The organism is Flavobacterium xizangense, assembly GCF_054075145.1.
The window spans coordinates 168643-194323 of record NZ_JBSIPG010000004.1 but is presented as its reverse complement, the minus strand read 5'-3'; the positions used below and the strand labels follow the sequence as shown (position 1 = coordinate 194323).

Genomic DNA, 25681 nt, shown 5'->3' with positions numbered 1-25681 from the left:
TCAGAATATTTATTAGGAGCTAATCCCGCTGTCCGCTATATCTTTTATGCCGAACCCCGGCATAAAAGGATGTCGCTTCCATCGGGGCTAGGGCACTCGTTTCCATAAGAAGTAATTGCCAAAAAGACTTTATTTATAAGGCATTTTCTTCTGTTTTTTCATGTAGAATTGTTAAGAGATTTCACTTTAAAATTTCGAACAAAAAACTAATTATTTAATATTCAATTATTTAAATACAAAAATTATAGAAAAGCTTAACATTGAGAAGCTTGTTTTATAATTATCTTTACTTAACTGAAACTTAACAATTTAGTTACATTGTTATTAACATACTCATCTAAAAGTACATTTATATGGAAAACAAAACCGAAGAAACGACTCCTGAGAAAATCGATTCTCCTGCAGTAGAAACCACAAAACCAGCTACAGAAAATACTGCAAGCACGCCAGCAGCAAAAGCACCAGTACGCAAGACTGCACCAGCCAGAATCGCTCCTGCAAAACCTGCAGCTCCAAAAACAACAGCTGCAAAACCAACTATAGCTAAAGCTCCGGCAGCAACTGTAACAAAAACTGCAACAACTTCGACTGCAAAAACACCTGCAAAAGCCGTTATAAAAACCGCTGCAGCAACTTCTCCAAAACCTGCGGTAAGAAGAACTCCAGCAAAAAAAGTATTAACTCCAGCTGCAAAATCAGAGGAAAAAGCAGCAGTTACTGAATCAAAAGAAGAAAATACTAACCCTGCAGTTAAAACTGAAAAAGACAAAGCTGCTAAAAAAGCCAAAAAAGTGAAAGATAAAGAAAAGGAAAAAGCGAAAAAGAAAGCAGCAAAGCTAAAAGAAAAAGCAAAAAAAGATAAAAAGAAAGAAAAAGCGAAGAAAGCAAAACTAAAAGCAGCCGCTAAGAAAAAAGAAAAAGCTAAAAAAGCAAAAGACAAAGCGAAAGCTAAAAAAATCGCTAAAAAGAAAGCTAAAGCTCAAAAAAAGGCAAAAGCTAAAAAGAAAAAATAATAATTTGAAGAAGGTTTGACTTTAAAAAGTTGAACCTTTTTGTCATTTATCCCAGCTGTTTTGTCATTCCTCATTCCTCGGAATGACAAACTATTAGTTAAGACTTCGGCTTCGCTCAACGTGACAATTAACAATTCGCAATTCACAATTAATAATTAATTTTCACCCCCCAATCGCAATCATACTACGATTATCAAAATGTTTGGCAGGGTCATCCATTTCATCAATTGTAACCATTCCGGCGCGAACTTTCTTTTTATTTTGAATAGATGCTGAAATCAATTCAGTGATTGATTCCCCATTTCTAAAAGCAGTCAATAAATCAGTTTCAGAATTTGAGAAAAGACAGTTTTTTATTTTTCCATCGGCCGTTAAGCGAATCCGGTTGCAGCTATCACAAAACGGATTCGTAATCGAACTTATAATTCCGAAATCACCGTGAAAACCTTTAATTTTATAGTTTCTCGATGTAAAGTTTTTTTCGTCTTCTAGCTTTTCAATTTGATCTAATGAAAATTGTGTTTCAACTAAAGATAAAATTTCCTTCTGCGAAACCATTTTACTTCTGTCCCACTCATTTCCGGCAAACGGCATAAATTCAATAAACCGAACCGAAATTGGCAAGAACTGCGTCAATTTTACAAAATCTACAATTTCATTATCATTAAAACCTTTCATCAAAACTACATTTACTTTTACCTGAAAATCATTATTCAAAAGCAAATGAAGATTATCAACTACTTTCTCAAACTGATTTCTAAGCGTTACAGAATAAAATTTAGACGAAACCAAAGTATCTAAACTCAAATTGATTTTTTTGACATTAAATTGCTTTAAAACGTCGATATGACGATCAATTAAAATTCCGTTAGTTGTTATCGAAAGTAAAATATTAAGATTTGATAATTTAGAAACAATTTCAGGAAAATCTTTTCTAAGTAAAGGTTCTCCGCCTGTTAATCTTATTTTGTCAACACCATTTTTTACGAAAGTCTGGGCAATGGCAAAAATCTCCTCAGCCGTCATTAAACTGGCTTTTGGAGATAATGCAATTCCATCCGCCGGCATACAATACGTACAACGTAGATTGCATTTTTCCAGCAACGAAATGCGCAGATAATTGTGCTTGCGCCCAAAACCATCCGTCAAAATAGTGTTAGACGCTGTCATGATTTTTTCCTTTTAAAATATGAAAAACGTGCATTACATGCGGAAAAACAGCATCCATAGATTCTCTTACTCCGTTTGTTGAACCCGGTAAAGCCAAAACCAGACTTTTTCCTAAAGTTCCTGCAACACTTCTAGAAAGCATCGCATAAGGCATTCTCTGTTGCCCATAACTGCGAATGGCTTCTTCAATTCCTGGAATTCTGCTTTCTAATAATGGTTCTAAAGCTTCTGGTGTAACATCTCTTGGCGATAATCCTGTTCCTCCTGTAAAAATTATCAGCTGATTATCTTTAGCGAAAGCTTTTGTTTTTTCCTGAATAATATCCAATTCGTCTGGAATGATTTCGTAATGAGAAGTTTCAACTCCGTATGAATCCAATTTTTCAACAATTGTTTTACCGGAACGATCTTCTTTATCACCGGCAAAAATTGAATCGGAACAAACAAAAACGGCCGCTTTTATCGCATTCGGAAATTTATTTTTGAAAGACGATTTTCCGCCTTCTTTATTGATTAATTTGATGGTTGAAATTTCGATTTCTTTATCAATCGGTTTCAGCATATCGTACATGGTCAATGCCACGATAGATGCGCCGTGCATCGCTTCAACCTCAACTCCGGTTTTGTAAACAGTTTTTACATTGAAAATTATCTGAATCTCCAATCCTTCAATTATATATTCAACCGAAGTAAATTCAATTGGAAGCGGATGACAATCCGGAATAGATAAATGCGTGTTTTTTACCGCAAATAATCCCGCCGTTTTTGCCATTTCAAATACGTTCCCTTTTGGCACTAAATTATTGACAACAGCATCAATTGTTTCTTGTTTACTAACTTTTACAATTGCGGTTGCGGTTGCGACTCTTAAAGTGCTTATTTTATGCGTAATGTCTACCATTTTAATTTCTTAGGTATTTTGTTTCCAGGTGAAAGTATCGTTTTCAAACATTTCTTTGCCAAAAATCGGCACATCGGTTTTAATCCAGTTTACAATGGCTTCTGTGGCTTCATAAACTTGTTTGCGTCGCGTAGCCGAAACAAAAACAAACAAACAAATTTCGCCTGCTTTTACTACACCTAAACTGTGGTAAATGTGCATACAGGTTAAATCAAACTTGGCAAAAGCTTTTTCGCGAATGGCGTATAATGCTTCATTTGCCATATCAGTGTAAGCAGAATAATCAATTGCTACGACTGTATTATCATGAATGACATCGGCACGAACTTGACCTAAAAAAATATTGTGCGCCCCAATTGTATGTTTCGATTGATGTTTAGCAATCGACTCAGCAATAAATTCGGGAGAAATTGGTCCTTCTACAAATACATTTTTACTCATTTTTTATGTTTTTTTGCTACAGACTATACAGATTAAAAGGATTTTTTCTTTTGCCACGAATTACACGAATTTTCACTAATTATAATCTGTAGTAAAGAAAATTAACCTCAATATTGTCATTTCGACGGAGGAGAAATCTTCGCGAGTAGCTCGGCAAAGATTGGCGAATTACTGGACGGAGTTACTTACGAAGATTTCTCCTCCGTCGAAATGACAAACTATACCTTAAAATCTCTATCTATATTTTTATTTCTTCTAATAATTGTTTCATTCCTAAAACACCCCCAGCAATACTTTTTATATTTTTAAATTGATGATTTTGAAGCAATTCAACAGCGATTTTACTTCTGATTCCAGATTGACAAAAAACATATATTTTCTGATTTTTATCCAGTTTTTCAATTTCCTTTTCTAAATGAATTAACGGAATCTGAACTTGATTTTTTAAACTGATTTTTGGCAATTCATCTTCATTTCTAACATCCAAAAATAAAACGTCATCATCGTCTATTTCTTCTAAAATCGATTCAAAACTTATTTCTTCCACTTCTGATTTATTATATTTTTCTTCGAATGATTCCCTACTTATGTTTTGAGCATCACTTTTATCGAAATCATATTTTTGCTGTTCGTTGTTCAAAATATTGTAAACCAATATTTTTCCGCTTAAAACTTCTCCCATTCCGAGAATCATTTTTATGACTTCATTGGTCTGAAGCATTCCAATAATTCCAACTGAAATTCCAATTACTCCGGCATCTTCACAATTTAAAGCATTCGAATTTTCATCTGGATATAAACATCTGTAAGTTGGACCATTTTGATAATTGAACACCGAAACTTGTCCTTGAAATCTAAAAATAGATCCGTAAACCATTGGTTTATTGGTTACCAAACAAGCATCGTTTATTACATATTTAATTGCAATATTATCTGTTGCATCAATAATAATATCATATTTTTCAAATAACGAAAGGGCATTTTTTCCCGATAATTTTTCAGAAAAAGCATTGACTTTTATTTCCGGATTTAATTCTGAAATCATCAATTTTGCTTCCGTAGCTTTCGATTTTCCGATAGCATCAGTTTTATAAATCACCTGTCTTTGAAGATTTGAAATCTCTATAACATCATGATCTACAATTCCGATTTCGCCAATTCCCACACCAGCCAAATAAGGCAAGATTGCGGCACCCAAGCCACCCGCACCAATCACCAAAACTTTCGATTTTGATAATTTATACTGGCCTTCCTGTCCTATTTCGGGAAGAATTGTCTGTCGGTTATATCTTGCTGATTCTTTCATGATTTTTAATTATCCTCCTGCAAACGGAGGCAACAAAGCTACAATGTCACTTATTTGCAAAGTGTAATCCGAAGCTTTTGAAACTATTTTTTGATTTACTGCAACGCTGAAAGTCAGTGATTCGAAATCATATTTTCCGTTTAAATCCTGCAATAATTTTTGCAATGACAATTCTTCCGAAAAAGATAATTTTTCGAATTCGCATTTTGTTTTTTCAGCAACAGCTCCAAAATATTTAACCTCGATCATTTTTATAAATTTAAATTTTGAAAAATGAATTCATCATCAAAATATTCCTGAAAATATTCAGTCAGTTTTGATGTATTTTTCACTACTTCGCCAATTACAATAATGGCTGGCGATGAAATATTTTTTTCGGATACCAATTTAGTAATTGTACTTATAGTTCCGATTACTTTTTGCTCAGAATTTTTAGTTCCGTTTTGAATAATTGCAATTGGAAGATCGTCATTTCTGTTTTCCTCATAAATTGAAATGATTTCGTCTAATTTATGCATTCCCATTAAAATCACTACAGTCGCAGCTGATTTTGAAGCCAAATGAACATCTTTAGACAATTCGTGATTAGATGTTGTTCCTGTAATTACCCAAAAACTTTCCGCGATTTTACGCTGTGTCAGACTAATTCCCGCCGAAGCAGGAACGCCCAAAGCAGAAGAAATTCCCGGAACAACAGCTGTTTCTAAACCAAATTTTACGGCATAATCAATTTCTTCGCTTCCTCTCCCAAAAACGAAAGAATCACCGCCTTTTAAACGAACCACATGTCCATGAACATTCGCCATTGAGACTATCAAATCGTTGATCTGATCTTGCGTATAAGCATGACAGCCTAAACGTTTTCCAACAAAAACAATTTCTGCATTTGATGCATATTCTAGTAATTCTTCATTTACTAAAGCATCATACAAAACTACATCGGCGCTTTCTAAAGCTTTAATTGCTTTTAATGTAATCAATTCAACGTCACCCGGACCTGCGCCTACAATCGTCAATTTTGGGGTTTTAAAATTTTGCATAATCTTTTAGCTTAAATTGATATTTAGATCATTTAATTCGTCAGCCGAATTAATATTAGTCAAAGGAAAGTTTTCACTTTCTTCAATATTGATGACTTGATGCGGAATATTAGCAAACAAATTCATCATTTTCAAATCGTCGTTATCAATTGCGCCTTTGATAACAGGCAATATTTTTTTTGAATAAATTCCGATCAACGGATGTAATCTGCTTTCTGAAGCAAAAACCGTAATTTCGGCTTCAGTATTATGTTTTGAAATTAATTCCTGTAACAATTCGGTTGAAATCAATGGAATATCGCAGCTTAAAATTAAATTAAATTCGGTTTCAGAATGTGACAATGCCGTATAAATTCCGCCCAACGGGCCCTTATCTACAATTAAATCTGGTATTTTCTCATATTGCAAATAATCGTATTCTTTTGATGCTGTAATTAGTTTTATATTATTTGTAATAGGCAAAATCGCCTTAACAATATGTTCAATAAATGGTTTTCCCTGAAACAGTACTAATCCTTTTTCAGACTGCATTCTGGAGCTTTTTCCTCCGCAAAGAATAAATACTGTTAGTGTTTCCATAGTTTTTTGTTTCAGGTTTCAGGTTTTTCTCTGTTTCAGGTTTCTAGTATTATTCACTTTGTCAGACTGAGCGTGCCGAGGCTTCGGGAGTAGCCCACGTTCCAATTGGAGCACCCTTCGGCTTCGCTCAGAGTGACAATTATTGTTTCATATTTTGCCAATCTTTGTCTCCAGTGGTTGACACCACTGGCTATGTCTATACAACATTCCCTTTGGTTCGATTTTCAAACATTGCCTGAGTTTTCAACCTCAGGGACGCAATATATATCATCGTAATTTTAAGGAAAAATCAATTTAATACTTGCCATCAAAATCACAGTTCCTAAAACCATTTTTAAAGTTCTATTCGAGAATTTTCCGCTTCCGTAAAATCCACCCAACATTCCTCCCACAACTGCAATTGGTACCAAATAAAAACTTTCCATCGGAATAGCTTTTCCTGCTAAAAAGAACCCAAGCATTCCCGCAAATGAATTCACAAAAATGAATAAACTCGAAACCGCAGCCGATTCTTTTACCGAAGCCCATCCTAAAAACAATAAAATTGGACTCAAAATTATTCCTCCGCCAATTCCAAGCATTCCCGATAATAAACCAATTGCAAAACCAATTAGTAATGCAAACGGAAGATTGATTTTTACTTCTTCTTTCTCTTTAAAATTAAAGATTCCGAACAATCTTAATGCTGCGAAAACTAATACGATTCCTAAAACAATTTTATAAATCGCATTGTCTAAAGTTATAAATCCACCAATAAATGCCGCCGGAATTGAGGCAATCGCAAACGGATAAAAGAGCTTTGGCTTGAAATAATTATTTCGATAATAAAATAAGAACGAAATGCTCGAAACAAATAAATTCAACAGCAATGCCGAGGGTTTCATCACCGAAATCGGAAAAGCAAAAATGCTCATCAATGCCAAATATCCCGATGCTCCACCATGCCCAACACTTGAGTATAAAAATGCAATTATAATTAAGGCAAAACTGAATAATAAGATATTTTCGGAACTTAAAATGCTCATTTGGTATTTGTTTGTTTCAGGTTTCAGGTTTAAAGTTTCAAGTTGGCCTAGCTATATGTTTTCATTTATACACTGCTTTTCATCTTTAATAACTAAAATCTTTTTATTGGTTCTTTATTCTATTTTCTTAAAATCTAAAATTAGTCAATTGGCAATAATGTTACTAGCTGACCTTTTTTATAATGTTCAATATCTTCCGGAACGATCAGTAAACTGTTCGCTACTGCAAATGTATTAAGCATTGCCGAGCTTTGGCCATCTAAAACCGTTACGCTTGTTTCATCGTGTTTTGCCTTTAAAAACAATGTTTTTCCAGTATTGTTCTTAATTTCCGAATTTAATTTTCGAACTACTTTCTGTTTATGAATTTCCAAAAATCCTATTCTGTTTTTTACTGCCGGTGCGACGTAAATGTAAAAATTAGTCAGTGACGAAGCCGGATTTCCCGGAAGGGCAAAAACTAAAGTTTCATTTTTAGATCCAAAGAACATTGGCTTTCCCGGTTTCTGATTGATTTTATAGAAAAGTTCTTTTACGTCGTTTTGTAATAATGCTTCTTTAACAAAATCATAATCCCCAACTGAAATCCCTCCTGATATAAGAACAATATCGTATTTGTTTAAAATGCTTTTTAGCGCTTTTTTTGTTGCTTTCAGATTGTCTTTTACTCTGTAAACTTTCGTTTTTTCAATTCCGATTGTTTGAAGTCCCGCTTCAAGCATAATCGAATTGCTTTCGTAAATCTTCCCTTTTTTTAATTTCTTTCCTGGCTGCACTAATTCATTTCCTGTCACTAAAATGGCGACTTTCGGTTTCTTATAAACCTCAACTTCTGTGATTCCCAAGCATGCTAAAAAACCAATTGCAGCAGGTGTAATCAAAGTATTGGCTTCAAAAACAACCTCATCTTTAGCAATCTGCTCTCCTTTTGGACGCACATTCGAAAATTTTTGAGGCATTTCAGCAATCAAAATTGAATCGCTGTTTGCCATTACATGTTCCTGCATTACAACTGTATCTGCACTATCTGGAACAAAAGCGCCAGTAAATATTCTAATCGCTTCGGTTGCTTTTAATTTTATGTTCGAATGATCTCCAGCTTGCGAAACCCCAACAACGTCATATTGATGTCGAATACTGTGTGTAAAAGCATATCCATCCATCGCTGATTGGCGAAATGGAGGCATATTAATTGGCGAAATCACTTTTTCTGCTAAAACATATCCTAAAGCTTTACTTACCGAAATATGTTTGGTTGGCATTTTAGTACTATTTGCTTCAATAATTTCAATGGCTTTACTGACTTTTATCATTTTTGGATCTAAAAACTAAGTACAAATACTTAATACAAATATAAGTATTTATTCGTACGATGAATAAAAAATTAAAATTTATTTTAATGTCTATAAAATTACTCTAATTTATTCAAAATCAACTTTAAAAATTGAAGTAGTTTTTATTAAAATACTCTAAAAGAAGATCAGAAAAACTGTTTTTTGTTTTATGATGCTAAAAATCACACGTTTAAAAAACAAAAAAATAAGTATAAAATACTACAATTTAAAGATGTATTAAAAAAATGTTTAACATTTCACTTAAACAAAAATAACACATCAAAATACTGATTAACAATACATTAAAATATAAAAGGCAAATCAAAAACATCTCACAATCTACTCATTTTAAAAAAAACTTAATATTTTTTTGGTTTTTATTATATTAAAATTAACTTTGTCTATAGGATTAGTAGAGTTTAGATTTTTATTGAAAACCAAAAAAACTATATTTTGAAAACAACCGAAAGCATATCGTATTTAAATCTTCAAAAAAAATATACATATAACAATTGTTGTTATATGTGCTTCTGTTGCTAATTCACAATGCAATACATTCGTCATTTGATACTTTTCTGTAAGTCAAAAACGAAATTCAAATTCACTCACAAATAACCTTTATTGAAAATACAAATATCTGACAGATGCATATTTTGCATTGTGATGATTTTTTGAATATACCCCTATTTTAAAAAGAAATTAATTAACAACTAAAAAAACTAAAATGAAAAATATGCAAACGTGTTGCTGTAAATAAAAAAAGCCATTTCTGCGGCAACAGAAATGGCGAGGCTTAAAGAACATTTATCACTAAATCAAGGAAACAATTAGAGGGTTGAAAATTCAACGCTCAGGGCGCCTTGTTAATTACTTAAACCATTACAAAGAAATGAAAAAATATTTAAAGATATACTCAATATTATTTCTCTTGCTTCTGACGGCAGGACTTAATGCCCAAAATACGACCCCGCTTATCCAGTCAAAACTTGACGGTACTGTTGTGGATGACATTACAAATCAGCCAATTATTGGAGCATCGGTAACTATTAAAGGAACGACACACGGTGTTGTAACAGATGCCGAAGGAAAGTTTTATTTTCAAACGGGTCAAAAATTACCTTATACATTAATCGTAAGTTATATAGGTTACAAAAAACTCGAAATCGTAGTGGATAAAAATCCTGTAACTATTCATTTAAAAGAAGAGCGTCAGGAATTAGACGAACTGGTAGTTGTTGGATATGGATCTCAAAAAAGAAAAGACATTACAGGTTCAGTTGCTTCGGTTCCAAAAGCAAATTTATCTCAAGTAACTTCATCTGCAGATAACTTGCTTCGTGGTGCAGTCCCTGGTGTTGTAGTTACACAAAGTTCAGGACGTCCAGGCGCTTCTTCGAGTGTGCGTATTCGTGGAGGAAACTCTATTACAGCAGGTAACGAACCACTTTATGTATTAGATGGCGTTTTAATTTATAATGATAACAATAATGGTACAGCTGGTGTAGCATATGCAGGAGCCTCAGTGAACGTGCTTTCGACAATTAATCCAGCTGATATCGAATCTATTGAAGTTTTGAAAGATGCTTCAGCAACTGCCATTTATGGATCTAGAGGAGCAAATGGAGTTGTTATCATTACAACCAAAAAAGGGACAAAAGGACAAGATAATATTTCGTACCAAGGTTATTTTGGATTCCAAAATGTTTCAAAAAAACTGCATGTAATGGATGCCAGCCAATGGGCTAGTTTACGCAACGACGTTCAGGCAAGTATTGGTCAGGCACCCTCTTTTACTCCTGCTCAAATTGAAGCTTTTAAAACTTCAGGAAGTTATGATTGGCAAGATGCTGTTTTTAGAACTGCGGCTCCAATACAAAATCATCAATTAACTTTTTCAGGTGGAGATGATCGTTCGAGATATACGGTTTCTGCAGGTTATTTTGATCAGGACGGAATTGTAATTGCGACAGATTTTAAACGTATTTCACTTCGTGCTAATTACGAAAGAAATTATTCTCAGAATTTCAAATTTGGCGTAAATGCAAATTATACAAATTCGGATTCAAACGGAGTGGGAACAAATGGAGGTTCTTCTGCCGGAAGACAACCAAATCCATTAGTAGTTGCACTTTATCAGCCACCTGTTGTTCCTATCAAAAATGCCGACGGAAGTTATAATTTAACCAACAATCCATATGCAACAGCAACGAATGGCATTATTCCAAACCCTATTAATGATTTGGAAAATACAACCAATGAAACCAAAATCAACAGAATTTTAACGAGCCTATTTGGTGAATACAAAGTAACAAAACAGCTTACTGCGAAAGTAGCAGTTAGCGGTGATGTAATTGATACCAAACAAAATTATTATGCACCAGCAACTACTACAACCGGAGCCGGAGTTAAAGGTTTGGCTTCTGTTGGTACCCGTCGCGTAAGTTCAGTTTTAAATGAAAACACAATAAATTACAATACTAATTTTGGTGACGACCATAAATTCTCAGCCTTAGGAGGTTATACACTTCAATATACTAAAGGCGAAGTTGTAAATGCAGGAGCTCAGACATTTGTAAACGATGCTAATACTTATAATGCGTTGCAAGATGGTGTTCCGGTAAAACCTTACAGCGAAGCTTTCGAAAGTGTTTTAAAATCATGGTTGGCGAGAGTAAATTATTCTTATAAAGGAAAATACAACTTTACGCTTTCAGGCCGTGCTGATGGATCTTCAAGATTTGGATCAGAATCACTTTGGGGCTATTTTCCGTCAGCTGGATTTTCCTGGAATATTACAGACGAGGAATTTGCCAACAACATTAAAGGTCTAACCGAAGCCAAACTTAGACTTACAGCAGGAACAACAGGAAATCAGGAAATTGGAAACTACCTTTCACTTGCTTCAATGGGTTCTGTAAATTATGCTTTTGGAGGTACATTAGCAACAGGACTTGCTCCTACCCGATTAGCAAATCCAGATTTGAGATGGGAAAAAACAAATCAATATAACATTGGTTTAGATTTATCATTATTGGACAGAAAAATCAATTTTGTTTTTGATGTTTATTACAAAAAAACAAAAGATTTGTTAATCAACGTTCCGGTGCCATTGACATCAGGATATGCAACTGTACTTCAAAATATTGGAGGTGTTGAAAACAAAGGTCTTGAAATTGGTTTGACTACTGAAAACATTAAAACAGAAAATTTCTCATGGAATTCTAACATCGTTTTTTCTACTAACAAAAATAAAGTAACTGCGATAGGAAACGGTGTAAATCAATTCTTTCCTGTTGTTCCAAACGGATCGTTATTACAGCAACAACCTGTAACCGTAAAAGTTGGATTGCCTTTAGGAACTTTCTGGGGATACAGAACAAACGGTATTTTCCAAACTCAGGAAGAAGTAAATACACAACCAAAAATCAACAGTTTGGCAAATACAAAAGTAGGTGACAGAAGATATGTTGACACCAACGGAGATGGTGTAATTACAGCTCTTGACAAAGGGAATTTAGGTACTTCTCAACCAAAATTTGTTGGAAGTTTCGGCAACACCATTTCATATCATGATTTTGATTTGAATTTCTCTTTCCAAGGTGCTTATGGCGGAAAAATATTTAATGCTTTGAATCAGCAATTAGAGATTTCGACACTTGGAACAAATGCTAATGTAACGTTAGATGATCGTTGGACACCAACAAATCCAAGCAATGAAATTCCGAGAGCTACAAGTTCACCGTTAGGAATAGTGTCAGAGCGTTATGTTGAAGATGCTTCTTTCTTGAGATTAAAATTGATTACTCTTGGATATACATTACCAAAAAGCACTTCTCATAAACTAGGATTAAAAAGCGTGAAATTCTATGTTTCTGCAGAAAACTTAATTACATGGACAAAATACACTGGTTATGATCCAGAGGTAAGTTCATATGAACAAAACAACTTATATCCGGGAATCGATTTTGGTTCTTATCCAAACTCTAAAACATTCATCTCGGGCTTGAACGTAACTTTCTAAGTAAAAAAAATATAAAATGAAAAAGATTATTATAACATTCCTATTAAGTGCCGGTTTATTTGTATCGTGCACAGAGTTAGAGGTAACGCCAACCTCTTTTGTAACCGAAGATAATTATTTTAAAACCCAGGACGATGCTATAGCGAGCGTAACTGCGGTATATGCTTCTTTAAGCCTTGATCCGGGAGAGCAAAGTTTATTTGGAAGAAACCTTTATTTCTTAACCGATATGGCTTCTGATTATGCTGCAGCTGGGGTTTCAGCGACAAATCCACAAGTACGTGCATTGAGCAGTTTAACGCACGATGCAACTTCAGACCGTGTTCAGGTGGCGTGGAGACAAATTTATGCTGGAATCAACAGAGCCAATGTTTCAATTGATAATATTCCGAAAGTTGCCGGAACAGAAGCTGTAAAAAACAGATTGATTTTGGAAGCAAAATTTATCCGTGGATTACTTTACTTTCAGGCAGTTCGTCTTTGGGGAGGTGTTCCAATTGTTTTGCACGAACCAACTTCTATTCAGTTAGAAAGCTTAAAATCAAAAAGAGCAACAGTTGAAGAAGTTTATGCACAGATCATTTCAGATTTAAAAGATGCTGAAGGTCTTCCGTCAACTTACCCAGCAACTGATGCTGGTCGTGCAACATCTGGTGCGGCAAAAGCAATTTTAGCAAAAGTATATCTAACAAGAAAAGATTGGCCAAATGCAATTTCGAAAGCTAAAGAAGTTATTAATGGTGGGTATGGATATGCATTGTTCGAAAATTTTCAGGACATTTTCACTAAAACAAAAAAGAACGGAAAAGAACATATTTTCTCTGTTCAGTTTGAGCCAAATCAGGCTGGAAATGGTTCAAGCGGAAGTACTTTTCAAGCGACTTCATTTACAGGATTTACTGCAACTGAACCTGCAGATATCATTTCAGATGTAGCCTTGTTTTATGACATTTATGCCCCTGGAGATACAAGAAGAGATGTAAGTTATGCTAAAACATTGCCCATTCCAGGAACAGCAAACGTATATACTTTTCCGAAGCCAATTTTCAAAAAATATTTGGACTTGACCAATTTGGCAACGCCATCAAACGTGGCAATCAACTTTCCGGTAATTCGCTATGCCGACATATTATTGTCTTTGGCGGAAGCCATAAATGAACAAGGCGGACCAACTGCAGAAGCTTATGAATTAATCAATCAAGTAAGAAGAAGAGCTTTTGCCAAACCAATTACAACACCAGATCCAGCAGTTGATTTAAGCGGACTAACACAAACAACTTTTAGAGCTGCGATTCAGGAAGAGCGTAAAAAAGAATTTGTTCAGGAAGGACAAAGATGGTATGACCTAGTTCGTTGGGGAACTCTAGTTACTGAAGTTAAAAAAGTAACGGCTAAAAACTCTGTTTCTGAAAGAAATAATCTTTATCCGATTCCGCAGAGTGAAAGAAACATTGATCCTGTAGGTCTTCCACAGAATCCTGGATATTAATTAAAACTTTAACTAATAAACTATAAAAAATGAAAAAATTAAATTTTAATACTGCTTTCAAAAGTCCTAAAAGAGGACTTTTGCTTACCGCTTTCCTGATTGCACAATTAGGAATAGCACAAGAAAACCAAGAGTTTAAAGGAACAATTGGAAAAACTTTAGCCGATTCTAAAGAATATTGGCCAGAACCGGTAAAAGCGCCTAAAGGCGCACCAAACGTTATTTGGATTTTATTAGATGACGTAGGATTTGGAGCTTCAAGTGCTTTTGGAGGTTTAATTAGTACACCAACTTTTGATCAATTGGCTAATAACGGTTTACGTTATACTAACTTTCATACAACGGCAATTTGTGCACCAACTCGTGCTGCATTACTAACAGGAAGAAATTCTGGAAGAGTACATGTTAGCGGGTTCTCACACACGATTTTATCTGCAGGTTTCCCAGGTTGGGACGGAAGAATTCCTTCTGATAAAGGAACTATCGCTGAAATTTTACGGGAAAACGGCTATAACACTTTTGCTGTTGGAAAATACGGCGTAACTCCTGATGAAGATGCTACAGATGCAGGACCTTTCGACAGATGGCCAACTGGAAAAGGTTTCGATCATTTTTACGGATTCTTAGGTTCTCAAACCGATCAATACAATCCCGATTTAGTTGAAGATCAAGTTCATGTTACGCCAGACGGACGTCACTTAAATGAATTGATTACAGACAAAGCCATCAGCTATATTCAGAAACAACAAAAAGCAGCTCCAGGAAAACCGTTTTTCTTGTATTATGCACCGGGTGCGGCACATGCACCTCATCAGGTTGCTACAAAATGGAGCGATCCTTACAGAGGAAAATTTGATAAAGGCTGGGATGCTTACCGCGAAGAAGTAATTGCAAACCAAAAAAAATTAGGCGTCATTCCGGCAAATGCAGTATTGCCAGAACGCAATCCTTTAATCACAGATTGGAAAAAATTATCTCCAGATCAGAAAAAAGTTTACGCTAGATTTATGGAAGTTTATGCAGGATTCCTGACTTACACGGATTATGAAGTGGGAAGAGTTGTAAATTATTTAAAAGAAAGCGGTCAGCTTGACAACACTGTAATTTTCGTTGCTATTGGAGATAACGGAGCAAGTAAAGAAGGAACTACTGAAGGAACAATCAACCAAAGTTTGTTTTCTCAGGGAACTTCTGATGATGAAAATCTAAAGAAAAACCTAGCCAATATTGACGAAATTGGAACTTCAAAAGGTCTTAATACCAACTACCCTTTAGGATGGGCACAAGCAACAAATGTTCCATTCAAAAACTGGAAACAAGATGCGCAATCTGAAGGAGGAACTCATAATCCGCTGATTGTTTTTTATCCAAACGGAATTAAGGACAAAGGCGGCATCAGAAATCAGTACAGCCACGTAACCGATTTGCTTCCAACAACTTTGGATATTGTGGGCGTTAAAGCTCCGGAATATATCAAAAATATAAAACAAGATATTATTCAGGGCTCGTCCTTTTATGCTTCTTTGGATAACGCTAAAGCGGAGTCTTTACACAAAGTGCAATACTATTACATTTTTGGAAACAGAGCCATTTATAAAGATGGATGGAAAGCCGGAGCAGCACATTTACCAGATTCATTTGCTGTGAAAAAATCTTTAGGCAAAAGCGAAAAACCTGCCGAAAGTAATTTTGATGCTGATGTTTGGGAATTATACAATCTAAACGAAGATTTCAACGAACGCAATAATTTGGCAGCAAAATATCCTGAAAAATTAGCCGAACTTAAAAAATTATTTGATGAGCAGGCAAAAGAAAATAATGTTTACCCATTAATCGACTGGCAGGATGTGTACAACAGAAGAATACACAATAGCGGAGCTGATAAAGGAAAAACGCTTCAAGACTTGATTAAGCAGGCAACAAAACCAGGAACTTCTACGACCGCTTCTGGAAGTACTAATTAATGTAATTATTAAACCAGCAAGGTTTAAAAAAACTTGCTGGTTTTCTTCATAATTGACAAGTTAAAAATTCACAATAAATAATAAAAAAGAAACAATTAAAACACTACTAATTCCATAGAATTAAAAGTTTTTAAACTAAATTTACAAAATATAACTTTTTGATTACCAACACACAATAAAAAAGTAAGAAATAATGAAACGAGTAGACTATGAAATTATAGGAAAAAAAATCATCGTAGGCGCGATTGTTTTTTTAGTGCCGCTGGTTATTCTGGCGGGAGGTTTAGCATTAATTAATCAATTTTTAAAATAAGAAATCATGGCAATAGTACAAAGAGAAAAACTGACAAGAGACTTACTAATAAGCCTTTTTATATATTCTTTGCCTGTAGTGGCAATTTTCCTTTACTTCAAATTAAGTAATAATTTAGTAAGTGAATCACATATTTCACTTCCTGCTTTTTTAGAATTTTCAAAACCCGCTTTTGAACATATCAGAACTTGGGGCTTAACCGTTTTTATGCTTGTTTTAGGCGCAATTGAGTTTGCTGCAGGTTTGTATGATGACGATTGGACAGGTGAAGAACGCAAAATAGATATCGTTTGTTTTCTTGCTCCAAAATTGCTTTTACCTCCAGTAATTGCTTTTTTTAGTTTGACAGCTCTGCCATATCTAATTCCAAATTTAGCTAATGCACTTTCGTGGGTTCCGTTTTGGGGAGGTTTTTTCCTAATCGCCATTGCAGATGATTTGACGCAATATTGGTACCATAGATTGCATCATCAAGTACCATTTTTATGGCGTTTTCACAGAACACATCACTCCGCTCCTTATATGGGAATGGCGATGGCTTCCAGACAAAACTTTATTTACACGGTTTTCTTTTCTCAAATTTATTTGACTGCAACACTAACGTATTTAGGATTAGGTTTACCGGCTTTATTTGTTTTAGTAATTAAAAGTTTCATCACATTGGGCGCGCATTCAAGTATTGCGTGGGACAAACCATTTTACAAATACAGAGTTTTGCATCCAATTGCATGGGTTTTAGAAAGATTGATTTCGACTCCAGCAACACACCACGCACACCACGCAGATACTAGTGGAGACGGTGTTGGACACTTCAAAGGCAACTTCGGAAACATGTTTTTTATTTGGGATGTAATTTTCGGAACAGGATTAATCACACGTAAATTCCCAGAATCTTACGGAACAAAATCATACAAACAAGAAGAATGGTATGCACAGTTTTTATGGCCAATATTCAAATCTAAAAAAGAAGGAAGTTCTCTTGCTGATGGTGTATTGTCATTTCCTTTAAAGTCTAAAACTGTTGTTGTTGAAGAAACTCCTGCACCAATATTAGAACAGGTTCAATCTTAAAATTATGAAAAATAGAACTTTCAAAAATAGTTTAACAGTAATTGCATTTTTTATTGCAATTACTGTTTTTTCACAAACTAAAAGCTCGAACACAATTTCATTAGATGCTTTTTACAGCAAAATTCAAGCTGAAAAAAATCCACAGATAATTGATGCAAGAGGAGCTGAAGAATTTGCATTGAATCATATTATTGGTGCGGTAAATTTTAATTTGGAATCAAAAGATTACGCTGAACGCATAGCAGTTTTAGACAAATCAAAACCCGTGTTTACCTATTCTATTGGCGCTGGACGAAGTGTTTGGCTTGCCGATGATTTACTAAAAAAAGGTTTCAAAGAAGTATATAGTCTTGAAGGCGGAATTGCCAATTGGATTGGAGGTGGAAAAACTTATTTCACCAATTCAAAAAGCAAATTAACTTTAGCAGAATACAACAAAATTATATCTGATAATAAAACGGTTTTGGTCGATATTGGTTCAGTTTATTGCGGCGCCTGCAAAAAAGTTAAACCTGTTTTAGAAACTATAAAAACACAGTACGGAAGCAATCTCAAAATAGTTGAAATTGATTTGGAGGACAACACACAAGTCATTGCTGATTTGAAAAAAATAAAAGTTTTCCCAACTTTAATTCTATATCAAAATGGAAAAATCATTCTTAAAAAAGAAGGTTTTGAAAATTTGAAAAATGAGGTTGATGTTGCTTTGGCATCGAAATAACTTTTTGACCTTTATTTAAACTTGGATAACCACAATATTGTCATTTCGACGAAGGAGAAATCTTCACGAGTAACTCCGCAACGAATATCCAATCTTTGTAGAGCTTCTTGCGAAGATTTCTCCTTCGTCGAAATGACAAAAATGCGCATAAAACACAAAGCTCTTGTAGACACTTTTGTTCCATTCAAAAAAACTAACCAAAAACCAAAATATGCCAAACTATAAAAAAATAAAAAAGATTGTTATACCCATTTTAATTGTTCTGCTTCTTATAGCAGCATTTTTATTCTGGCCAATAAACACAGACGGAACTTTAATAAAACCAAACGAAAAACTAACTAAAGGAAAAGCTGCATTTTTGGCACAAAAAGATACCTCAACTTCAGTAAAAAAGCCGAATATTATTATTCTCCTTGCTGATGATCTTGGCAAATATGATATTTCTCTTTACGGAGCAAAAGAAGTTCCAACACCTCAGATTGATTCTTTGGCAGCGTCGGGAGTTACTTTTACAGATGGCTATGTATCGGCTTCTATTTGTTCGCCATCACGCGCGGGATTGCTTACAGGACGTTATCAAGAACGTTTTGGACACGAATATCAGCCGGGCGATCGTTATCCAAAAAACAATTTAGAATATTATGCTTTCAAATATTTAATCAATACGAATAATTGGAGATTAAACAATAAAATTGAATATCCAAACGAAGCGTCTATAGCCACACAAGGTTTGCCACAATCTGAAATTACTTTTGCCGATTTAGCCAAGAAAGAAGGTTACAATACGGCAATAATCGGAAAATGGCATTTGGGTCACAACAAAGGATTTTTCCCTTTAGACCGAGGTTTCGATTATCATTACGGATTTTATCAGGCATTTTCGCTTTACACGCCAGAAGATGATAATCCCGATATTATCAATCATCATCATAAAGATTTCACCGATAAAATGATTTGGGGAAATGGCCGTATCGGAATTGGGCAAATTCGCAGAGATACTACCATTATTCATGACAAGGCTTATTTAACTGAAACCTTTGCTGATGAAGCAGAAGCTTTTATCGATAAGAATAAAAATAAACCATTTTTACTTTACGTTCCGTTTAATGCGCCACATACGCCATTTCAGGTGCGTAAAAAATATTACGATCGTTTTCCGAATGTAAAAGACGAAAACAAGCGCGTTTATTATGCAATGATAAGCGCTTTAGACGATGCAATTGGAAGAATCAGAGCAAAAGTCAAAAAAGAAGGTTTAGAAGAAAACACATTAATCATTTTTGCCAGCGACAACGGTGGTGCCGATTATACTTTTGCAACCACAAATGCACCTTTAAAAGGTGGTAAATTTTCTCATTTTGAAGGCGGTATTAATGTTCCGTTTGCACTTTCGTGGAAGGGAAAAATCAAACCGCATACCATTTATAAAACACCTGTTAGTACTTTGGATATTTTCAGTACAATTGCTTCTGTTACCGGTTCCGGATTACCAAAAGATCGTGTTTATGACGGCGTTAATCTTATTGATGTTGTCAATAACAATAAGGAAGCGCATAAAGATTTGTACTGGCGTTCCGGCGATGCAAAAGCGATTCGAAGCGGTAACTGGAAATTAATTGTAAGCGGAAAAACGCACGAAACCTGGCTTTATGATTTAGCAAAAGACAAATCTGAAACCACAGATTTGGCTGCAAAAAATCCTGAAAAAGTAAAAGAACTGCAAACCGCTTTACAAAATTGGGAAAAAGGATTGATTAAACCGCTTTGGCCTAATTTGACTTACTACGAATTCGATTTTGGAAAACAAAAATACTTTGTGGATTTGTAATTAAACAATATACAAACCCGACAGGTTTTTAAAACCTATCGGGTTTAATCTAAAACTCAATTAATGTCATCTCAAACTAAACAATTCAACATTCACGAAGATTGGACTGTAGTAATTCTAGGATTTCTAATTATCGGAATTTCTCTTTTTATTTTTCTTCCTGAAGTTCCGGTTTTCAGCTGGTCAGACAGCAACGATTTAAAAACGAAAGTATTTGATTTCGCAAACTTAAAAATACTCCTGATTCAATTTTTGTATCTAATTTTTATTGGAACGCTCGGCACTTTTTTAATTGGAAAATCAGTTAAATATTTCCTTCTGACTTTTCCGATATTGTATATTTTAACTTTGATTGCGCTACTTCTAGCGGGAAATTCAGCTATAAAATCCATCAATTTAGAAGCTGTAATTTTCAGTTTAATAATTGGTTTAGCAATTGGAAATTTTATCAAACTTCCAGAATGGTTTCGCTCGGCACTTTCTACAGAAGTTTTCGTCAAAATCGGATTGGTATTGTTGGGAACGAGTGTAATATTCTCTGATATTTTAAAGGCAGGTTCATTAGGCTTAATTCAGGCTTTGGTTGTTGTTCTATCTGTATGGTATTTTGCCTTTTGGCTTTGCCGAAAATTAAAAGTCGATGATGAATTAACCATGATGATTTCAAGTGCCGTTTCCATCTGCGGTGTTTCTGCAGCGATAGCAACTTCGGGCGCTATTAAAGGCGATTCTAAAAAGTTGTCTTATGTTATTTCGATTGTTTTGGTAACGGCAATTCCAATGATGATTTTCATGCCCATAATTGCTAAATATTTTAATTTTCCTGAAGAAGTTACTGGCGCGTGGCTTGGCGGAAGTATTGATACTTCTGGAGCTGTTGTGGCTTCTGGAACTTTGGTTGGCGAAACAGCTTTAAAAATTAGCACCATTGTAAAATTTTCTCAGAATGTATTATTAGGATTAGCCGCTTTTGCAATTTCGGTTTATTGGACTTACACGCACAATAAATCGGCTGAAGTTGTGGAATCAAAACCTACTTTGAAAGTTATTTGGGAACGTTTTCCAAAATTCGTAATTGGTTTTATTCTGGCTTCTCTCCTATTTTCTTTTTTTATTACTTCAGAAGTTCGAGATTCGGTAAAAGACAGTTTGAAAAATTTGCAAGGAATTTGGTTTGCCTTAGCTTTTACAAGTATTGGCCTCGAAACTAATTTTAAAGATTTACTTGCTAATAATAGTCGTAAACCTTTATACGCTTTTTTAATTGCGCAAATATTCAATGTTATTGTGACTTTGATTATTGCATATTTGCTTTTTGGGAAGTAGCTTAACCGCAAAGAACGCAAGGTTTTACGCAAAGTTTGCTAATTTTTTTATAGGTGTCAATTACCATCCTGTTTGTCATTTCGAGGAACGAGAAATCGCACTAGGAATTCTACAAAGAAACTCAACAATCTTTGTGGATAAACTTGTGCGATTTCTCGTTCCTCGAAATGACAAACTACATCTTTAATACATTCTCAAACATCACCACAATTACCTAAAAATCAATAAATTACACTTTAAAAAATTCCTTAACCCCTTCTCCATCACTTCTTTTTTCAAAAAAAAATCAAGATTAATTTGGTTTTTACAATATTAAATATAACTTTGTCTATAGAATTAGTAGAGTTTAATATTTAAAACTTACATTTTGAAAACAATAGCACACAAAACGTTTCACATTCTTTCTAAAAAAAACACACATAACACTTTTTGTTATATGTGTAGCTGTTGTTAATTCTCACTTTTGTTTGCGATGATTTTGTTTCATTTAAAATCAGAACAAGCCTCTATTTTACTCAAATTTTACCTATAACATATTATGCAGTTCGTTTCAAACGAAGCTGTGCCTTAATGTTATACCTTTATAAAAAGTCATTTCTGCGGCAACAGAAATAAACCAATTAAAGAACATTTATCACATACAAAACAAAAAAGCAACAAACAAAAAGCATTTTAAAATGAACAATAAAATTACTTTAATATTATTTTCTGCGTTATTTACCGGAGCTGTCAGTTTTACTACAATAAAAGCTCAGAATACTGCAAAACCAAATATCATTCTGATTATGGTAGATGATATGGGATACTCTGATTTAGGAAATTATGGTTCGGAAATTAAAACTCCAAATCTCGATAAACTGGCAAATGAAGGTTTGCGCTTGCGCGAATTTTACAATAATTCAATTTGTGCGCCAACGCGAGCTTCCCTCCTAACCGGTCAATATCAGCACAAAGCCGGTGTTGGTTTTTTTGATGTGAATTTAGGATTGCCTGCTTATCAAGGCTATTTGAATAAAGAATCTTTGACTTTGGGAGAAGTTTTCCGTTCTGGAGGTTATAGCACACTTTTATCAGGAAAATGGCATGTTGGTTCCGAAGATCATGCACAATGGCCCAACCAAAGAGGTTTTGATAAGTTTTATGGCATTTTAAAAGGTGCATCCAATTATTTTGATACCAAACCTTTGCCTTTTGGAAAAACGCCTTATCCGGTAAAATTAATCCGTAATAATGAAGAACTGCATCCCAAAGATGATTCGTATTATTTTACAGATGAAATTGGAAACAATGCTGTCACTTTCTTAGACGAACAAAATAAAGAAAACAAACCTTTCTTTTTGTACTTAGCTTTTACAGCTCCGCATTGGCCGTTGCAGGCAAAACCTGTTGACATTGCCAAATACAGAGGGAAATTTGACGAAGGCTGGGATGTTTTAAGAGAAAAAAGAATCGAAAAACTGAAAGCAAGCGGTATTTTACCAGCCAATCAAACCATTTCGCCAAGAGATCCAGAAGTGCCAGAATGGAGCAAACTGACTTACGACGAAAAACAATTTTGGAAAGCGAAAATGGAAGTTTATGCCGCAATGGTCGACAATATGGATCAGAATGTGGGGAAAGTTTTAGACAAATTAAAAGCGCTTAAAAAAGATAAAAACACATTGATTATTTTCATTTCAGACAACGGGGCTCAAGGCGGATTTAATACTTACAATCCGTTAGGAAGAGGTTTAGTTCGAAATGACGGACCCGTTGGAACTTCAGGATCATTTGATTATCAGGAGCAAAACTGGGCTTATTTATCAAATACACCACTTCAGCAATATAAAAATAATATGCACGAAGGCGGTTTCAGTTCGCCGTTTATTGCTTGGTTTCCATCAAAAATAAAAGCAGGACGAATTGACAAAGGAACCGGACATATTATTGACCTCGCTCCTACTTTCTATGAATTGGCCGGAATCGAATATCCAAAAAATTATAATAACGTCAATACGAATCCGCTTCCTGGCAAAAGTCTGCTTCCTGTTTTATTTGACAATGTTTCAGAAGTAAACAGAGGCGAACCGCTATTCTGGGAAAGAGCAGGAAATAGAGCGGTTCGTGAAGGGAAATGGAAATTGGTTTCGATTTATCCTTCTTATGAATGGGAACTTTATAATCTAGAAACAGATCGTGGCGAAACTACCAATGTAGCACAGCAAAATCCGGGAATTGTAAATAAACTTTCGGCTTCTTATTTTGAATGGGCAGATCGCACTGGCGTTGTGGAATACAGCAAATTCAAACTAAAACCTGAGGTAATGCCGGGCGGCGCATCTCTAAAGAAATAAAAATCTTTTTCTAACTATAAAATAATCGTTATGAGTTCATTTTATCAAGAAATAGCAAAACAGCATCATGACTTAGTTATTCTGCCTGAGAAAAAATTAATTCATCAGTTTATAGATGATTTGTTTGTCATTTTATTTTCGAATACCTCAAAATCATTAGAGTCTGAGGCAACAATCAAATACAAATTCAATCAGCTGGAAAAACAGTTTGATGAATTGGTTTTGGATTTTTCACCAAAAAGTGACCAAAAACAGCAGACTAAAATCTTTTTTGAAGCGATTCCAAATTTGCACAAAAAAGCATTAAACGACGCTGTAACCATATTTACAAAAGATCCTGCGGCCAAATCTCTGGAAGAAGTGCTATACTCGTATCCTGGTTTTTTCGCTATTGCCGTTTATCGATTTTCTCATCAGCTTTGGGAGCAGGATTTAAAATTATTAGCCCGCACAATTTCAGAATATGCTCATATAAAAACGAGTATCGAAATTCATCCCGGTGCACAAATTGGAAAAGATTTTGCCATCGATCACGGAACAGGAATCGTGATTGGTGAAACAACAATTATTGGCGATAATGTGCAAATTTATCAAGGCGTTACGCTTGGCGCTTTGAGCGTAAAAAAAGATGAAGCCTTTATAAAAAGACATCCAACTATTGAAGATAATGTCATTATATATGCCAACAGCACTATTCTTGGCGGTCAAACTACAGTTGGAAAAGATTCCATAATTGGAGGAAATGTCTGGCTTACGTACACAATTCCATCCAATTCTGTTGTATATCATAAAAACGAAATTAAAATCAGAGATAATAATCCTTTCCCTGCACCCATTTTTTATTCTATTTAAAAATATCAAAACCAATGAAATATCAAAACATTTTAGAAACCATAGGAAACACTCCTCACATTCGATTAAACAAACTTTTTAAATCACATGAAGTGTGGATTAAACTGGAAAAATCAAATCCCGGTTCAAGTATTAAAGACCGAATCGCTCTTGCAATGATTGAAGATGCCGAACGAAAAGGACTTATAAATCAAGATACTGTAATTATTGAGCCAACTTCAGGAAATACTGGAATTGGACTTTCACTAGTTGCCGCAGTAAAAGGTTATAAAGTTATTGTGGTAATGCCAGAATCGATGAGTATTGAACGCAGGAGAATTTTGAATGCCTATGGTGCCGAATATGTTTTGACTCCAAGAGAAAAAGGAACTTCAGGAGCAGTTGAGCGAGCAAAAGAACTGGCTTCGACGATTAAAAACTCTTTTCTTCCATCGCAATTTACCAACAAAGCAAATGTTGAAATTCACGAAAAAACAACAGCTCTAGAAATTGTAACCGATTTTCCGGATGGAATCGATTATCTGATTACCGGAGTTGGAACTGGAGGTCATATTACCGGAGTTTCAAAAATTTTGAAACAGCATTTCCCGAATCTTCAAACTTATGCAGTTGAACCGGCCTTATCACCAGTTTTGAGTGGCGGATTGCCTTCTCCGCATCCGTTTCAGGGAATTGGAGCAGGTTTTATTCCAGAAGTTTTTAATCGGGAATATGTCGATCAGATTTTAACCGTTGATAAAAACGAATCGTACAATTTCACCAAAAAAATAGCAAAAGAAGAAGGAATATTTGCCGGAATATCGACCGGAGCAGCACTTGCCGCACTTTCAAGAAAACTAAAAGATATTCCTGAAGATGCCGTAATTCTAACTTTTAATTATGATACGGGAGAAAGATATTTATCTGTAGATGAGTTATTTGATTAAAATTATGAATAACTTTAAGCAAGCAAAA

The 25681-nt window shown here is 34.7% G+C and carries 21 protein-coding genes; 11 read left to right on the top strand and 10 right to left on the bottom strand.

Annotation, left to right across the window (positions count from 1 at the left end; all coding sequences use genetic code 11):
* Nucleotides 1-349: 349 nt before the first annotated feature.
* A complete protein-coding gene (locus tag ACWA1B_RS12485; RefSeq protein WP_456907337.1) occupies nt 350-787 on the bottom strand; it encodes a hypothetical protein in 438 nt (145 codons plus the stop codon).
* Between the two features lie 4 nt (nt 788-791).
* On the opposite strand from ACWA1B_RS12485, the gene ACWA1B_RS12480 reads away from it, so the two are divergent.
* Nucleotides 792-1013 carry a hypothetical protein gene (locus ACWA1B_RS12480; protein ID WP_456907336.1) on the top strand — a complete coding sequence of 74 codons (222 nt, stop codon included), beginning with the start codon at nt 792-794 and terminating at the stop codon, nt 1011-1013.
* Between the two features lie 162 nt (nt 1014-1175).
* Here the strand turns inward: ACWA1B_RS12480 and moaA are convergent, their stop codons facing one another.
* The 9 genes from moaA to ACWA1B_RS12435 all read right to left on the bottom strand — a co-directional run bounded on the left by moaA (nt 1176) and on the right by ACWA1B_RS12435 (nt 8788).
* Nucleotides 1176-2183 carry a GTP 3',8-cyclase MoaA gene (gene moaA / locus ACWA1B_RS12475; protein ID WP_456907334.1) on the bottom strand — a complete coding sequence of 336 codons (1008 nt, stop codon included), beginning with the start codon at nt 2181-2183 and terminating at the stop codon, nt 1176-1178.
* A complete protein-coding gene (moaCB, locus tag ACWA1B_RS12470; protein WP_456907332.1) occupies nt 2170-3084 on the bottom strand; it encodes a bifunctional molybdenum cofactor biosynthesis protein MoaC/MoaB in 915 nt (304 codons plus the stop codon). The genes moaA and moaCB overlap by 14 nt, the downstream gene beginning before the upstream one ends.
* Before the next feature lie 9 nt (nt 3085-3093).
* Nucleotides 3094-3525 (bottom strand): molybdenum cofactor biosynthesis protein MoaE, encoded by a 432-nt coding sequence (locus ACWA1B_RS12465; RefSeq protein WP_111285387.1) that lies wholly within the window; start codon nt 3523-3525, stop codon nt 3094-3096.
* A gap of 238 nt (nt 3526-3763) precedes the next feature.
* Nucleotides 3764-4831 (bottom strand): molybdopterin-synthase adenylyltransferase MoeB, encoded by a 1068-nt coding sequence (gene moeB, locus ACWA1B_RS12460; protein WP_456907329.1) that lies wholly within the window; start codon nt 4829-4831, stop codon nt 3764-3766.
* Between the two features lie 9 nt (nt 4832-4840).
* Nucleotides 4841-5080, bottom strand: a complete 240-nt coding sequence (locus tag ACWA1B_RS12455; protein ID WP_456907327.1) for a MoaD/ThiS family protein — start codon at nt 5078-5080, stop codon at nt 4841-4843.
* A 2-nt stretch (nt 5081-5082) separates the two neighbouring features.
* Nucleotides 5083-5871 carry a uroporphyrinogen-III C-methyltransferase gene (cobA, locus tag ACWA1B_RS12450; RefSeq protein WP_456907325.1) on the bottom strand — a complete coding sequence of 263 codons (789 nt, stop codon included), beginning with the start codon at nt 5869-5871 and terminating at the stop codon, nt 5083-5085.
* Nucleotides 5872-5877: 6 nt separating this feature from the next.
* Entirely contained in the window at nt 5878-6450 is a 573-nt protein-coding gene (locus tag ACWA1B_RS12445) for a molybdenum cofactor guanylyltransferase (RefSeq protein WP_456907323.1), read from the bottom strand.
* Between the two features lie 278 nt (nt 6451-6728).
* Nucleotides 6729-7475, bottom strand: coding sequence for a sulfite exporter TauE/SafE family protein (locus ACWA1B_RS12440; RefSeq protein ID WP_456907321.1), 747 nt, complete (start codon nt 7473-7475; stop codon nt 6729-6731).
* A gap of 140 nt (nt 7476-7615) precedes the next feature.
* Complete coding sequence (locus tag ACWA1B_RS12435; protein ID WP_456907319.1) at nt 7616-8788, bottom strand: molybdopterin molybdotransferase MoeA; 1173 nt, start codon at nt 8786-8788, stop codon at nt 7616-7618.
* Between the two features lie 910 nt (nt 8789-9698).
* Between ACWA1B_RS12435 and ACWA1B_RS12430 the strand changes: the two genes are divergently transcribed.
* The 10 genes from ACWA1B_RS12430 (at nt 9699) to cysK (ending at nt 25653) form a co-directional block, all read left to right on the top strand.
* Nucleotides 9699-12830: a SusC/RagA family TonB-linked outer membrane protein gene (locus tag ACWA1B_RS12430; RefSeq protein WP_456907317.1), complete on the top strand. Its 3132-nt coding sequence runs from the start codon at nt 9699-9701 to the stop codon at nt 12828-12830.
* 16 nt (nt 12831-12846) lie between these two features.
* Complete coding sequence (locus tag ACWA1B_RS12425) at nt 12847-14319, top strand: RagB/SusD family nutrient uptake outer membrane protein (protein WP_456907315.1); 1473 nt, start codon at nt 12847-12849, stop codon at nt 14317-14319.
* 29 nt (nt 14320-14348) lie between these two features.
* Nucleotides 14349-16283, top strand: a complete 1935-nt coding sequence (locus tag ACWA1B_RS12420; RefSeq protein WP_456907313.1) for an arylsulfatase — start codon at nt 14349-14351, stop codon at nt 16281-16283.
* Nucleotides 16284-16602: 319 nt separating this feature from the next.
* Nucleotides 16603-17667 (top strand): sterol desaturase family protein, encoded by a 1065-nt coding sequence (locus ACWA1B_RS12415; RefSeq protein WP_456907311.1) that lies wholly within the window; start codon nt 16603-16605, stop codon nt 17665-17667.
* A 4-nt stretch (nt 17668-17671) separates the two neighbouring features.
* Entirely contained in the window at nt 17672-18388 is a 717-nt protein-coding gene (locus ACWA1B_RS12410) for a thioredoxin domain-containing protein (RefSeq protein WP_456907309.1), read from the top strand.
* Nucleotides 18389-18599: 211 nt separating this feature from the next.
* A complete protein-coding gene (locus tag ACWA1B_RS12405; RefSeq protein WP_456907307.1) occupies nt 18600-20216 on the top strand; it encodes a sulfatase-like hydrolase/transferase in 1617 nt (538 codons plus the stop codon).
* Between the two features lie 63 nt (nt 20217-20279).
* On the top strand, nt 20280-21542 hold the full coding sequence (locus tag ACWA1B_RS12400) for a YeiH family protein (protein WP_456907305.1): 1263 nt from the start codon (nt 20280-20282) through the stop codon (nt 21540-21542).
* A 677-nt stretch (nt 21543-22219) separates the two neighbouring features.
* Nucleotides 22220-23875: an arylsulfatase gene (locus tag ACWA1B_RS12395; protein WP_456907303.1), complete on the top strand. Its 1656-nt coding sequence runs from the start codon at nt 22220-22222 to the stop codon at nt 23873-23875.
* 30 nt (nt 23876-23905) lie between these two features.
* On the top strand, nt 23906-24727 hold the full coding sequence (epsC, locus tag ACWA1B_RS12390; protein WP_456907301.1) for a serine O-acetyltransferase EpsC: 822 nt from the start codon (nt 23906-23908) through the stop codon (nt 24725-24727).
* 14 nt (nt 24728-24741) lie between these two features.
* A complete protein-coding gene (cysK, locus tag ACWA1B_RS12385) occupies nt 24742-25653 on the top strand; it encodes a cysteine synthase A (protein WP_456907299.1) in 912 nt (303 codons plus the stop codon).
* The last annotated feature ends 28 nt before the right edge of the window (nt 25654-25681 follow it).